The 16,382-nt window shown below is 36.8% G+C and carries 7 protein-coding genes; 5 read left to right on the top strand and 2 right to left on the bottom strand.

The window, feature by feature from the left end; translation table 11 throughout:
- The first annotated feature begins 2 nt into the window (after window positions 1-2).
- Complete coding sequence (locus FC46_RS05075) at window positions 3-1,988, top strand: SP_1767 family glycosyltransferase (protein ID WP_057798507.1); 1,986 nt, start codon at window positions 3-5, stop codon at window positions 1,986-1,988.
- 82 nt (window positions 1,989-2,070) lie between these two features.
- On the opposite strand, the gene FC46_RS05070 is transcribed toward FC46_RS05075, so the two are convergent.
- Window positions 2,071-2,460 carry a hypothetical protein gene (locus tag FC46_RS05070; protein ID WP_057798505.1) on the bottom strand — a complete coding sequence of 130 codons (390 nt, stop codon included), beginning with the start codon at window positions 2,458-2,460 and terminating at the stop codon, window positions 2,071-2,073.
- Between the two features lie 210 nt (window positions 2,461-2,670).
- On the opposite strand from FC46_RS05070, the gene FC46_RS05065 reads away from it, so the two are divergent.
- The gene (locus tag FC46_RS05065; RefSeq protein WP_057798503.1) at window positions 2,671-3,312 is read left to right on the top strand and encodes a TetR/AcrR family transcriptional regulator; all 642 of its coding nucleotides are present in this window, start codon (window positions 2,671-2,673) and stop codon (window positions 3,310-3,312) included.
- Window positions 3,313-3,355: 43 nt separating this feature from the next.
- On the opposite strand, the gene FC46_RS05060 is transcribed toward FC46_RS05065, so the two are convergent.
- Entirely contained in the window at window positions 3,356-3,592 is a 237-nt protein-coding gene (locus FC46_RS05060; RefSeq protein WP_057798501.1) for a hypothetical protein, read from the bottom strand.
- A 219-nt stretch (window positions 3,593-3,811) separates the two neighbouring features.
- Here FC46_RS05060 and FC46_RS05055 point away from each other — a divergent pair, with 219 nt between their 5' ends.
- The 3 genes from FC46_RS05055 to FC46_RS05045 all read left to right on the top strand — a co-directional run.
- On the top strand, window positions 3,812-5,152 hold the full coding sequence (locus FC46_RS05055; protein ID WP_057798499.1) for an SLC45 family MFS transporter: 1,341 nt from the start codon (window positions 3,812-3,814) through the stop codon (window positions 5,150-5,152).
- A 216-nt stretch (window positions 5,153-5,368) separates the two neighbouring features.
- Window positions 5,369-8,467, top strand: coding sequence for a mucin-binding protein (locus tag FC46_RS05050; protein WP_057798497.1), 3,099 nt, complete (start codon window positions 5,369-5,371; stop codon window positions 8,465-8,467).
- A 578-nt stretch (window positions 8,468-9,045) separates the two neighbouring features.
- Window positions 9,046-16,382, top strand: a 7,337-nt coding sequence (locus FC46_RS05045) for a mucin-binding protein (RefSeq protein ID WP_162253135.1), incomplete at its 3' end; no start/stop codon positions are given.

Below are 16,382 nucleotides of genomic sequence, written 5' to 3'. Positions count from 1 at the left end.
TTATGAAAACAATCGCGTTAGGTGCAGATTATAAATATTTAAATAATGCGGAAACTACGATTAAGTCAATTTTGTGGAACAATGATGATGTTAAAATTTATCTACTCAATTTTGACATTCCACAAGAGTGGTTCGTTCGCGTTAATCAATATGCTAAGCAGATGGGTGCAGAAATTGTGGATGCGAAGTTTAATCCGGATCTGCTTGAAGATGTAGTTGTTAGCTGGCATCATATCAATTTGCTTTCATATGCTCGTTGCCTGATTCCCATGCTTGTGCCGGAAGATAAGGTTCTTTATTTGGATTCCGATACGATAGTTGTTCATTCATTAAATGATTTATTTAAATATGATTTTGATGATAATAAACTGTTAGGCGTCAGAGATTTCTATATTGAAGAAAAGTTCGAGTTAAATACAGGCGTCATTTTGATGAATAATAAAGAACTGAAAAAAGATCCTAATTTAACAAAAAAATTACTTAATTTAGGTGCTGAAAAAAATTTATCTAATGGTGATCAAACTGTATTTAATAACTATTTTAAAGGCGAAATTGGAGAATTGCCATTAGAATATAACGATCAAGTAGGGTTTGATCTTTTAATTGGAATGCAAGATCGACAAGATGTCTTAGATAAAATAAATTCTATTAAGAATCCAGTGATTGTTCATTATGTTACTGCCGACAAACCGTTTAACTTTTTATCTTCCGTTAGAATGAGAGAAGATTGGTGGCACTATCATTTCCTAGAATGGTCAGAAATTGTAAATAAATGGGCCAATTTTGATAGAAGTGAAATTCACGACCCACATTTCGATTTAACGACTTACACTTTAACCAATACTGATGATATTAAATTTATTGAAAAATTAGCTCAAAAATTACCTAATATTAAATTTGTCATTGGTGCATATACTGAGATGTCTCATGTGTTAAAGGCGTTATTAAAATATCCAAATATTCAGTTGGATCAAAGTTCTACAAATTGGCGAGTCGATCATGAAATTAAAAATACCGATATTTATCTTGATATTAATGATCAATCAGGAAAAATAGATAATATTTTGAATCAGATAGATAAACAAGGTAAGCCGATTTTAACATTTGAAAATGTAAAAACTGAAAGCTTCGACAATTACTATCAGGTATTTTCGGATGACGATGTTGACGAAATGATTGATGCTATTTCAATGTTGGCTGATTGGAAAAAATTTGATGAAAAAATCAGAATCATGAATTGTGATCAGTCGATAGCTTATTTGCTCAAAAAAAGATCTTCAGTAGTTAATTTAGGTGAGAGTGAATTTCGTTTAATGAACGGCGAAAATATTGCTTATCAAGATTATGATCCAAGTTTAGCTAGAAGATTGAAATTATTAATGACTCGCGGCAGTGATAAACGATTGGCTGTCGGCTTGCCAGATATCTTTGGTAATAAGTTGAGTGATGCCTTTTTAAAGTACACCAATTTATTCAAAGACATCGCTGACAAAGATAATTTCTATATTTCGACTTTCATTTCACGGCCTTATATTGATCTTGCTGATAAGAGTAAATCAGCTACATATTTTGATAAATTAAAAGAATTGTGGCAAGATAAGGACATTTTGATTGTTGAAGGTGAATTGACTCGATCCGGTGAAGGTAATGATTTATTCAACAACGCTAAATCAATCAAGCGGATTATTTGTCCGTCTCACAACGCCTTTGCTAAACTTAACGAAATTGAAGATGCGATTAGGGAAAATTGCCAAGGTCGTCTTGTCTTACTAATGCTTGGACCTACAGCTAAAGTTGTTGTCGATGATTTGCTTGATCTACACCAGCAAATGATTGATATTGGGGAATATGAATGGTTCAAGATGGGGGTTGACCATAAAGTTAAATTACAAAATAAACACACTGCAGAATTTAACTTTGATCAAGATATTGATTTGCCAGATGATCCGGAGTTTGATGCAGAAATTTGTGCTAGGATTGAAAAATAAACAATAAAACCCACTAGATTCGTAATTAGTCTAGTGGGTTTGTTGCAGTTAGGAAGAAAATAATATTTTCGCTCAAGGTTAATTAACTAAACATCTTGTTGGCTTCTTCAACTTTTTCGAGAAGTGAAGCCATGTTGATGTCGATGCCATAATTGCAGTAGGTTACATTAATTAAATTGATCCAATTTTGACTTAAAGCATAATTATCAATAGCAACGTTATTTTTTGCTAAATACTGATAACTGATATTCATCAACCTATTAAAGATCACTTGTCGTGACTTCGACTTCACAGCAAAATTGGTCAAGAGATCTCTTCCTAGGCTACTGATGAAATTGATAAATTCTTGATTAATGTGTTTCATTGGTTGAAAAGGATAGTAAATGTTCTGGTTCAATAGCATTTCTTCGAACTTATCTAGTAATACATTATCCTTTTCACTTGGTAAATAATTATTTTCTAAGTTAATCATTTTTAGTTATCCTATCGCACTTTTCTTTACTTTCATTATAGAATTGGTATAATTTGCGTACAATTATTCTAAAGTCTAAACGAAAAAATGAAAAAGTTAGAGCCATAAGTAAAAAATATTTTTCTTTGTTATATAATATTGCTAAGCAATGGAAAATGAAGAAAATGACTACTTATAATCTAGAAAAGATGGTGAGGTTGGCAAAATTTAATGGTAGATATTCGAATTCAAAATACTAAGAGTAATTTAATCTCTGCACTTTTAACATGTCTTGAAGAAAAGAGAATAAATGAGTTAAAAGTGAAAGACATTATTAAAACCGCTGGAGTTAGTTCCCGTACTTTTTACCAATATTACTCTGATGTGAATAGTTTGCTAAAAGATGCGGAAGATACTTTTATTACTGATTATTTAAAGAGTGTAGAAAAAGATCGTGAAAATTTGGCAGATATTGACTTAAATTTGCCAGTCCAAGAACAACTTGAAGCGGTCCTTAACTCTACAAAGAATACAATTGCTTTTTGCTTTGAACGCAAGAAGGAAATTCAAGTCTTATTATCAGATAACGGTGATATAAGATTTTACAATTTAATTTTCAAGGCTGGCTGCGATGAATTCATCAAGCGAATGGGAGAGGTGAATGACATAGAGAACTTGAATATGACTGAAAAAGAGCAAATGAAATTGACAATTAGTGTTCAAGTATTTGTTCATAGCATGATTGGTCTTATTAGAGTTTTACTTAACTATAGTGATCGCTTATCACCTTATGATGTTCGTCAGAACATCCTAGTTTTCTTAAGAAATGCCCCAATTTCAAATCTTTCTCTTGGCAGTGCAGAAGATAATTAAAGCAAAAACGACAAATTCTTATGAAGGAATTTGTCGTTTTTTGTTAGTTTTCATCAAACTCTTTAATACGCTCAATGGCGATGTTGAGTTGACTCTGTTTGAAGTGTGGATAGAAGAAGTTAGAAATTACACGATAATTTTTTGGAAGGTGTTCTTCAACTGCTTGAACCATCTTGGATTGGTTTAGACTATACGGCATTGAAACATGCTTTTGGCAGATTTTTGTACCAAAAATATCGTAGTAGTTAACTTCTTTGACAGTAAAATTGGATTTTAACAAAATAAGGACCTCCTGCGACATTAGTTATTATCTCTAAAAGTATAATATGACACAGTGTCACTTTTTAAAAGAGAAAAGCTTACTTCTTGAAAATTTCTTAATAATTATTTTCTTGAATGCGCTTTTTTAGTTACCGGTAACAGCGTTTTGCATATTGAAAGCGATTACCAAAAGGATATAATTTATCAATGTAAACGCTTAATACGAGGAGATATCATTATGACAGAGGAAAAAAGAGGCACGGGTCTGCCTACTTTAGCAAGCAATGTAATCTGGATGATTAATATGGGGTATCTAGGAGTGCAAATTGCCTTTACTCTTGAAACTTCCCAAATGAGTAGAATCTTTCAGACTTTAGGTGCGGACCCTACTAAATTAGGATGGTTCTTCATATTACCACCACTTGCAGGGTTAGTCGTTCAACCAGCTATTGGTACAATGTCAGATCGTACTTGGATTCCTAAAATTGGCCGTCGTCTTCCATATTTATTAGTAGGGATGATTTTCGCGGTAATCACAATGCTGATTTTGCCTAATATTGGTGGCTTTGGTCTGGGATATGGGTCAATTGAAGCTTTGACGGTTGGTGCGGTTGCGATTGCAATTTTGGATGTTGCTGCTAACATGGCGATGCAGCCGTTTAAGATGATGATCGGTGATATGGTTAATGACGAGCAGAAGTCTTATGCTTATGGTATTCAGAGTATGTTATCTAACTCTGGTTCCGTAATTGCCGCATTTTTCCCATTCTTGTTAACTACGCTTGGGGTGGCTAACACCGCTAAGAAGGGTGTTGTACCACAATCAGTAATTATTTCATTTTATGTTGGTGCTGCTATTCTTGTTATTACTAGTTTGTTAACAGTAACAAAGGTTCACGAATATGATCCTGATACATATGCTAAGTACCATGGCTTAAGTAGTACTACTAAAAAGTCTGATGGCGGCTGGATTCATTTGCTAAAAGTTGCACCTAAGATTTTCTGGCAAGTCTGCTTAGTTCAATTCTTTAGCTGGATTTCATTCCAATATTTATCAACTTATGCAACTGGTGCGATTGCTCAAAATGTTTGGAACACTACTAATGCTTCATCATCTGGTTACCAAATCGCGGGTAATTGGTTTGGAGTATTAACAGCAGTTCAATCAATTGCTGCAGTAGTCTGGTCATATGTTTTGGCTAAAGTACCTAATAACCACCACAAGGCTGGTTATGGTATCAGCTTATTACTTGGAGCAATTGGTTATACTTCAATCTTTTTGATTCATGATCAAAACTTGCTGATTTTATCATTCATCTTGATTGGTATTTCATGGGCAGGGATGAACACGTATCCATTGACGATGGTGTCAAATGCGATTTCTGGTGAACACATGGGTGCATACCTAGGATTGTTCAACTGCTCAATCTGTTTACCACAGATTGTTGCTTCATTAGTAAGTTTCATCTTGTTCCCAATGGTAGGTAATTCAATGCCAGCTATGATGCTAATTACTGGTATTTCCGCATTCTTAGCAGCAATTTCGGTTGTTTCTATTAAGGAAACTTATGCAGAATAAAAATGAATAATAAATGATGATCAGAAACTTTTTTTCTGGTCTTTTTTTCTGCTCTTTAGGCAATAAACATGCAAAAGTATTAGTTTCATATTATTATTTAAGGTGTAAACAACATATAAAGCCTATTAATTTGTGATATCATAGTATTTGAAGGGTAAATAACAGATGTTATTTTAGAATTATTTTGGTGTATAGATATAAGTAGAGGGAAAAATCATGGAAAAAAAGAAAAAGATTGAAAAAATGGAAAGAAAAGATCATTTTTCAATTAGAAAATTGACAATTGGTGCAACCTCAGTCCTTTTAGGAGGGCTCTCATTAGGTTTGCCTAATACTCTAGCTAAGGCTGATACTAACACTAATAGTAATAACAATAGTGGTGATCAAAACGTTGACGTTCTGTCTGATCCTACTCAAGAAACTCCGACTTCAAAAGCAAACAAAGAAGCTGCTGAAATCGACCAACGTGCTGCAGCGGCTGCCGCAAGGGTTAATTCTGCAACTTCTGATGTAGAAAACCAAGCTAGTGTAGTTTCTGAAAACGACACAAAAGAAAATAACGTTGAAACTCAAACTGCAGAAAAAGTAGCAACTAATGTAGAAGATCATTCAACAGAAAATTCTGCAACTGAACACCAAACAGAAACTTCTACCTCAAATTCGACTACTTCTGAAGAAAATAAGCCAAGCGAAGATCAAGCAGCTCTTGAGACGGAAGCTGAAAAGAAAACTAATGATCAAAATAAGGTGGCTCCAGCTGTTCAAGATCAAAATAAGTCAGAAGCTGCTAAGGATGATCAACAAGAATACAATATTTCTATCACAAATATTGATGATGTAACTGGTGAAACATTATATGGCACTGGTACTTACAAAGTAAAAGCAGGCGATAAGCAAAAGATTTACACCGGATATGTTGGTTACAAATTGATGAATCCAGAAGCATTAGAAGGATATCAATTTACTAGTCCAGGTTTTGGTAATGCCTATTTGACTGCTCCAGATCACGATGTTAATTTGACCTTGCATTTTGCACCGCTTGCCCCAACAGTTGTTGAATATGTTGATACTGATGGTAACTTATTAACTAAATTCAGCGACTCTTCTAAAGCTTCTACTTCAAAGAGTCCGTTTAGTGATCAAGATGGAATTAACGATTCCAAGTTCTTAGCTCGTGCAATCGATATTCCTGGATATGAACTAGTTTCAGAACCGGAGATTGAAAAGCCAATTACCCAGGTTTCATCTAAAGATAACGTAAATGCAATGGTTCTTAAGTTTGTTTACAAGAAGATTGCAGAACACGCTGAAGATGGTTTACCACAGGGCGGCGGGATCACTGGTACTGGAGAAGATTATGGTATTAGCTGGAGTAAACTCCCGGGCGGTGTAAATATTGACCTTGTTAAGGATAATTATGGTCAAAACTCTTATGAAGAGACTATCAAGAAGATGGAAGACAGATATACTAAGCAAGGCTTCAGCTATATTGGTGTCTTGAATAATCACGACGATAGTGATCCAACTAACCGACTTGAATTATATATTTCAGTTCACTTCTTACAACATAAGAATGTTACTGTGAATTACGTTGACCAAAATGGTAATAAATTGGCTGATTCTGTGATTATTTCATTTAATAAAGATAACCCAGATCAAACTAATAATGGTATCAATCCTAAACAAAACTGGTATCCAAATGGTGAATGGAAGAGTGAACAAAAGAGCTTTGACGGCTATACTCTCAAGACTGTAAAGGGTGCTACTGAAGGTAAGTTTACTACTTTTGCTTACAATGTAACTTATGTTTACACGAATGAAGCTGCTGGTAAGGTTACTTATATTGATGACAATACTAATCAAGTCTTAACGACTGATGATTTGACTGGCACAATCGATTCTACAATCGATTACAGTACTGCTGATAAAATTGCTGGCTATGAAAAGCAAGGTTATAAGCTTGTTTCAGATAACTATTCTGGTGCAACACATATTTTCAATCAAGATAGCACTAAGAATAACTTTGAAGTTCATTTAGCTCACGATATTCTTACTAGCACTGTAACTAAGAATGGATCGCAAATCGTTCATTATGTATTTACAGATGGAACAACAGCTCATGATGATAGTGTTCAAAGCACTGAATTTGTCCAAACTATCAAGACAGATGCTGTAACTAAGCAAGTGATCAGCCAAGAATGGAATAAGGAGAACCACACCTTTGATAATGTAACTTCACCAACAATTACTGGTTACCATCCAGATAAGAAGGTGGTTGATGGCGCAACTGTTACAGTGGATAATCCAATTAGTGAAACTACTGTAATCTATGCTCAGAATGAACATGAATTAAGAAATCAGCAAGAACTTCCAGCTTCTCAATTGGTTAAGTATGTTGATGAAGATGGTAATGAACTTCACCCATCAGCTTCACAAAGTTTCACTTTTACCTACACAGGTGATACTTACGATAAAGAAACAGGCGAGTTGATTTCTAAAGGTACTTGGAATGTTACGAGTCATGGTTTTACTTCAGAAGGTGTTCCAGTAATCAATGGCTACTACGCTATATCAGGATTTGATTACAAGGATGGCAAATACACAGCTGGTGGCTTTACTGCTGAAAATACTGGCACTAAAGAAGAATTAAACCGCACGCTTACTGTAGTTTACAGGAAGCTTGGCAAGATTGTCCCGGTTGATTCAAGTGGCAAGCCAATTCCAAACGTGCCAACTCCAAGTTACACAAATGATCCAACCGATCCAACAAAGGTAACTCCAAACGAACCAGTTCCGGATATTCCTGGTATGACGCCACAAACTCCGTCAGTTACTCCAACTGATCCAGGTAAGGATACACCGGTACCTTACACGCCAACTCCAGATAAGCCAGATATTCCAACTCCACAACCAACTGCACCTCAGCCAACTAATCCAACGACTCCAGATACACCGGCACCTACTCCAAATCCGCAGGATGTACCAAGTGAGCCTGATGAAACTCCGGATACGCCAACGCCAGATGACACAGTAACTTCACATGCTACTGATGATAAGACTCCGGATGAGCCAGCCACTGTGACTCCTCACGCCACTACTAATAGGGATGGGGATGTGACACCTCATGCTGCAGTTGATAAGAAGACTCCTGCAGCTGATAAGACGATTGCTACTTCTGAAGACAAGAGAGCAACCTTGCCACAGACAGGCGAAGATGATAATGAAGTATTAACTGCTGCGGGTTTGGCTTTAACTAATGTAATTGCATTAGCTCTGCTTGCTGGTGCTGATAAAAAGCGTCGGAAGAAAAATTAAAAATTAGTAAATAAAGAAAAAAGATTGTATTTTTTAATCTAAAAATGCAATCTTTTTTTAAAGTTTTTTAGGAGTTATTTTTAGTTAATAGCCGTTAAAAAATATGGAGAAGAAAGAAAATGTTGATGAGATAGGTAAAATAACAAACGATTTATTAAAATATTTTTTTACTTTGTTATTGAATGTTTTGCAATTAGTTATGCGATGAAGCAGCTCATATCTAGCTACGTATTGATTATGTAAGCCATTTCATAAGGCGAAATGGGAAATAAAATCATAGAAAACTTTGTGAAATTTTGCAATATTGTTATCGAATTTATACAAAAATAACAAATAAAATTACAAAACGTGACATTAAAAAATACTTACAATTGTTGATTTAATAGGGATGTAGACAAAAATAAAAAAATAAAAAAACACAAAACGTATTGAAAATAATATCACACGTGTTATTATAGTTGTGAAGGAAAAATGTAGTGACCGTATATAAATATAGCTGGAAATTAAAAAAGATGTATTTTTCACGCCTTCATATGCGGCATACAGTTTTTGAGTATAAACAAAGAGGAGACAGAGATATGGGTTCACGTAAGAATGCATTGAACAGAGCACAAAAAGCTGCGGATAAGCAAAATCGCTTTAGTATCCGTAAGCTTTCTGTTGGTGCTGCTTCAGTATTGATTGGTAGTACCTTCTTCTTAGGTAATAACGCAAATACTGCTAAAGCTGACACAAACAGTGACACTGGGGATGCGCAAACTGAAGAATCTGCTAATAGTACACAGACAGAAGATGCATCAACTGATGCTGCTGCAACTAAGGAAGCAAGCAGCGACGTTGTGACTGCGCAAACAGATGCGGCCGCTGCTACTTCTGCCCAAACTAATACAGATACAAATAACGACAAAAAGATTACAAGCGCTGCTGACGCAAATCTTGAAGCAGCAGCAGATAAGAATGTTGAACAAGCTGCAGTTAAGAACGAAACTGCTATTAACAACAATAGTCAAGCAGTTAAACAGAATGTTCAAACTCAAGAAGCAAGCAATAATACTACTTCAACTGATAGTAGTTCCAAGACTTCTACTGAAACTAAGGCTACAACTACTAAGGATGTAGCTGCTGACAACATTAAGAAGGCAATTGCTTCAGTTGATAGTTCTTCATTAGATGTTGCAGGTAAGGTAGCTGAAGTAGCAAGTTCAGTTAAGGATGAAACTGCTGCTACTTCTAAGGTAGATCTTAACAACATGGACTTGAGTGAAGCTGGACTTAAGGGTCAACTTACTACTGACAAGACTTTGGGTGCAACTCAAGCATTGGATTTACAAAGCCAAGTTAGAGAATTAAGTACTAGAAGTGCTCAAATTACTGAAGATCAACTTAAGGCGATGAAGCTTGCTGCTACTTCAACAGTAAGTGCTAATGCTAATGTTGTTACTACATGGAACGGTATTACCAGTGCCATTAATAGTGGACAAAGTGAAGTAACAGTTAGTGGTAACATTACTGCACAAGGTGACCTTAACATTACTTCAGGTTTCACTATCAAGGGTACAGACAGCAATGCTACATTAAACCTTGGTTCTTACAAGATTAACAATACAAGTAATTTAACCCTTGAAGACATTACTGTTAATGGTTCAGTTATGGGTACTGGTACTGTTAATATTAATGGTAAAGTTACTTCAAACGTTAGTGATAGCAATGGTTATAATCTTACTCAGAGTGAGAAGAATGAAAAGTTTACTAATTGGAGTCAAACTAAAGGCTATAACTTCCAAGCTTCTACAGTTAATGTAGAAGCTGGTGCTTCATTAACTGTTAACCGTTCATCTGTTGGTGATGGTATTCACTTAGTAAATAGTAATGCAGCGGTTAATGTTGGTGACAATGCTAGCTTAACTATTAACATGAACACTAACAACGACTTGAATACTCAAGCTCGTTACCACGATGCTGGTATTTTCGCTGAAAGTACTGGTAACTTCACTACTGGTTACAAGTCAGTTGTTACTCTTAACACCAGTATTGGTCAAGGTATTGCCATGACTGGTACGCGTCCTAACGCTTATGATAATAACCGCTTCGGTGGTTATACAGCTGCTCAATCACGTCCTAACGGTTCTGGTCAAATTAATTTGGGTAAGTACTCAACAATGAACTTTACTGGTCGTGATGGTGTTATCTTAGGTAATAACTCTAACTTTAACGTTGGTGATTACGCTAATGTTCACTTTGAAAACAAGGGTCGTGGTGTTGCGCTTGATTTAGCAAATAATGCTAACATTAATGTCGGTAACCACGCTGTAACTTACTTCCACTCAGTTGGTAAGAATACAACTAATGCCCGTGGTCAAAACGTTGGACCTTCTGGTAGTTATGACGGTTACAACTACATTGGGGTTAACGAAGGCGGTAATATCACTATCGGTGAAGGTGCAACTTTCCGTGTAATCCTTGAAGACCGTGGTGATAATGCATGGGATGACGTAGTATCTCTTGACTCACGACAATCTAGCACAACAGCAGCCTTTACTTCTAAGCAAGGTGCTATTGTTGACCTTCGTGATGATAATACCAACTTCTATGCTGAATTAATTTCATTCCCATTGGGTTCAGCAAACTCAAAGATCACTATTGATGATCCATTGATGTTGAACTTACAACGTTATTCTAATGGTGGTGCTACTACTGGTTGGATGGCAACTGGTGGCGACATGATCAATACTACTTCATCACAATACACTGCTAACTTGATTTACATGTCTAGTAATAAAGGAGTATTTAGTGTTACTGGTGGAGATTATGATCCATCTAATCCTGCTAGTTCAGGTTTTGTTGTTTACCAACAAATTAAGTCAGATGGCTCAAAACAAATTTGGCTCAATGTTAATGACGTTAACATTCCAATGAACGGGTTCCAAACCAAAGATATTTGGAATAATGGTGCCAATCCAGATGTTTCCATTAGCGGTAATGGATTAACTGGTGGAATTAAAGCCAACCAAGTTCATAATTACGATGGAACTCCATTAACTGGAAAAGATGCCCCTTACTATGGAATTTCTACTCAACGTGCTAGCCATCAAATTTGGTTCCCACACAGAACAACATTACAAGTTGATGGTAGTCATACAAATACAATCAAGTATGTTGATGAAGATGGAAATGAAATCTTCCCAGAAAGTACTCAATCAGTTGATTTGAAGCGTAATTTAATACTTGATATCACTACAGACAAGATTGAAGATATTCAAAAATATGCTTTAAGCCATACTGCAGATGAAACTTTAGAGTACATTAAAAATAGTCAAGTAGTAACCCAAGATTCAGGTTGGGAATATACTGATGCTAAGGGTAATACTGTCACTGATCCTTATTCTACAGTTACTTCTCCAAAATTGGATGGCTATACAGCTACTATTGAATCTTCAAATGCGCCTGGAATTACTGCAGGTGCAGACGGTTCCTCAGTAACTGCAAAATTAGTGATAGATAATGATGCACTTGTTAAAGATGGTGAATTAACTGATGCATATAAGAACAACGGTACTACTGGAATCCCAGCTAACTATGAAACAGTTGTTGTTTATAAGAAAGCTGTAGAAAAGGGTTCAGTAAAGGTTGTTTACCACGATGATACAACTAATACTGAAATTCCTAACACTGAATACAACACTGGTTCAGTAGATGCTGGAACAAAGGTTGACTACAGTACTTCAACTACTATTAGTGATCTTGAAAAGAAGGGCTACGTATACGTAACTACTGATGGTACTATTCCTTCAGAAATTACTGGTAATGTGAACACTGTTGTAACTGTTCACATGAAGCACGGTGTTGTACCTGTAAATCCAGACACACCAACTCCAGACGTTCCTAAGACTCCAGATGGCAAGACTGTTGTTGATCCAGCTAACTTAACTAAGGACGTTAACTTAACTGTTAACTACGTAAATTCAGATGGCACAACATTTACTGGTACTGTTCCTTCAAACGCTAAGCAAACTGTAACTTTTACTGGTAGTGCTTACGTTGACAAGGTAACTGGTCAATTAGTAAATGCCACTCAAGAAGATGGTAAATGGGTCGTTGATTCAACTAACACAGCAACTCCACAAATTACTTGGACTGCTAAGGATGGTAAGACTTCATTTGATGCAGTAATCTCACCAGCAGAAACTGGTTACCATGTTGCTAGCGTTTCAAGTCATGCAGATGGCGACAACGTTGCAGCCATTACCGGCTTGACTAAGGATAGCCAAAATATCAACATCACCGTAACTTACGACAAGAACGCTGAAGAAAAGGCAAACTTGAAGATCGTTGATGATACTACTGGTCAAACTTTGAACACCCTTAATGCTCAAGGTGATGAAAACACTGCAATTAGCTTTACTAATGGCGATTCAATTGTTCAAAATTACCTTAACAGTGGTTACAAGTTTGTTAGTGTTGTAAATGATCAAAATGGTCAAACATTATCAACTACTAACTACGCCAGTGCAAACTTTGGTAACTTTGATACCAATCCAAATACTGACCAAAGCTTCACAGTTCACTTGGTACACGGTACTAAGCCAGTTAACCCAGATAATCCAACTGACAAGTACACTAAGAACGATTTACAAAAGCAAGCAACTCGTACTATTAACTACGTTGATAGTGAAGGTAACAAGATTGCTGACCCAGTAACTTCAACTGTAGTATTCACTGCTTCTGGTACTGTAGATACTGTAACTGGTAACTTAGTAAACTTGAACCCAGATGGTACAATCAAGGATCAAAACGGACAACTTACTTGGACTTACTCAGTAGACGGTGGTGCTGCACAAGATGGTACTACTTACACATTTGGTCAAACTAACCAACGCCAAACTATTGACTACAATGGTTCAACTTACAACTTTACTTCAGTAAACCCAGGCAATTACAACGCTGGTAATGGTTCAGTTTCAAGTTACTTAGTTTCAACTACTAACCCACAAGACTTGACTGTAAACGTAATTTACAACAAGCAAGCAACTTACCACACTGGCAAGACTGAAACCAAAGAAGTAACTCGTACTATTAACTACTTAGACGGTAAGACTGGTGACAAGATTCCATCTAACTTGATCCAAAACAACCCAGTTTCACAAACTGTAAACATGCACCGTACTGAAATTGTTGATGGCAATGGAAATGTACTCGGTTATGGTACTGTAAGTGAAGATGGAAAGTCATACACTATTAACAATGACTACATCATTGATGGCAACTGGGCAAGCGTAACTTCACCAGATTTGACAGCCAATGGTTACAAGGCTCCACGCTTTGAAAACGGCAGTTCAGCAGCAGAAGTTGCAGAACAAAATGTAGATCAAAATACTACTAACACTACTGTTAATGTTTACTACGATCACAACGAAATTCCAGTAGGTCCAGATACTCCAGACAAGCATGGTGTAGATCCTAACGAATTAACCAAGAACGTTAAGGAAACTGTTCACTACGTTGGTGCAGGTGACAAGACTCCAGCAGATGTTGTTCAAAACTCTAAGTGGACTCGTACAGTCACTGTTGATGCAGTAACTAATGAAATTATTCCTAACGGTCAATACACTACTGATTGGGCAATTCCAAATGGTGAAAAGACTACTTACGATCAAGTAAACACTCCTGTAGTAGAAGGTTACTACGCTGATCAAGCCAACGTTCCAGCAACTGCTGTAACTCAAAATGACATTGAAAAGACTGTAACTTACAAGCCGGTTGGTAACATTATCCCAGTAGGTCCAGATGGCAACCCAATTCCAAACGTACCATCTACTCCATTCCCTAACGATCCAACAGATCCAACTAAGACTACTCCAGGTACTAAACCAGATGTTCCAGGCTACCACCCAGAAACTGGTAAACCAGGGGATGAAGTTCCTCCAGTTCCAGGTAATCCAGGCGAAGATGTGAAGGTACCATACGTTAAGGATCAAGGTGCAGTACAAGTAATCTTCCACGATGACACTACTAACACCACTATTCCAAACGTTGGATACAACTCTGGTGATTTAGATGCAGGTACTAAGGTTGACTACACTACCACTTCAACTATTACTGATCTTGAAAAACAAGGTTACGTATATGTAAGAACTGACGGTACTATTCCAGCTGAAATTCCAGCAAATGAAAATATAACTGTAACTGTTCACATGAAGCATGGTGTACAACCAATTACTCCAGATACACCAACTCCAGATGTACCAAAGAATACCCCAGCAGATGCACAACCAGATCAATTAACTAAGAACGTTGACTTGAATGTAACTTATGTAAATGCTGATGGTACTCAATTTACTGGTATAGTTCCAGCAAACGCTAAGCAAACCGTAATCTTTACTGGTACTGCTTACGTTGATAAGATTACCGGTCAATTGGTAAATGCTAAGCAAGAAGATGGCAAATGGGTAATTGATACTGACAACACCGCAACTCCACAAATTACTTGGACTGCTAAGGACGGTAAGACTTCATTTGATGCAGTAATTTCTCCAGCAGAAAGTGGCTATCACGTAACTAACGTTTCAAGCCATGCTGATGGCGACAACGTTGCCGAAATTACTGGTTTGACTAAGGACAGTAGCAACATCAACATTACTGTAACTTACGCTAAGAACGGTACAGAAACTCGTGGCGAACGTGATGTTAAGGCTTCACAAATAGTTAACTACGTAGATGAACAAGGTAATAAACTTGCTGATTCTAAGTCACAAGACTTTAGCTTCCATTACACTGGTGATGTCTATGACACTACTACTGATCAAAAGATTAGTGATGGAACTTGGTCTGCAACTAATCACAACTTTACTGCTGAAAATGTTCCAGTAATTAATGGTTATGTAGCTGTATCTGGTTACACAAACAACGATGGTAAATACACAGCCGGTGGATTTACTACTACTTACGACTCAACTGAAGCTCAACGTAATAGAACATTCACTGTTGTTTACAAGAAGATTGGTAACATTGTTCCAGTAGGACCAGATGGTAAGACTCCAATTCCAAATCCAACGAATCCAAGTGAAAATGTTCCAAACAAGCCTTACACAAACGATCCAACTGATCCAACTAAGGTAACACCAAATGAACCAGTACCAGAAATTCCTGGTTACACTCCAAGCGTTCCAACAGTAACTCCAAGTGTTCCAACTGAAGATACTCCGGTTATTTACACTAAGAATCAGGAAGAAAAGGCTAAGGTTCAATACATTGACCTTGATGATAATGATAAGGTAATGTCTGAATCTAATACCTTGACTGGTAAGGCTGGAGAGACAATTAATTACTCAACTGCTGATGAAATCGCTAAATACGAAAAACAAGGTTATGTTCTTGTAAACGATGGCTTCAGCGGCAACCCAGTATTTGATAATGTTGATGGTAATGAACAAATCTTCAAGGTAACATTCCGTCATGGTCAAATTCCAGTAGGTCCAGATACTCCAGACAAGCATGGCGTAGATCCAAACGAATTGTCTAAGGACGTTAAGGAAACTGTTCACTATGTTGGTGCAGGTGACAAGACTCCAGCTGACGTTGTTCAAACTTCTAAGTGGACTAGAACCGTTACTGTTGATGCAGTAACAGGTGAGGTTGTTGAAAACGGTCAATACACTACTGATTGGTCAATCGCTAAGGGTGAAAAGACAGTTTACGATCAAGTAGATACTCCAGTAGTTGAGGGCTACCATGCAGATAAGCGTCAAGTTAACGCAACTGCAGTAACTCAAGACGATATTGAAGTAACTGTAACTTACACACCAAACGGTAAGATTATTCCGGTTGATCCAAGTGGTAAGCCAATTCCAAATGTGCCAACACCACAATACCCAACAGATCCAACAGATCCAACTAAGGTAACTCCGGACGAACCAGT

The sequence above is a fragment of the Lactobacillus kalixensis DSM 16043 genome (assembly GCF_001434335.1).
Lineage (GTDB): Bacteria > Bacillota > Bacilli > Lactobacillales > Lactobacillaceae > Lactobacillus > Lactobacillus kalixensis.
This window is presented reverse-complemented; position numbering and strand designations above follow the sequence as displayed.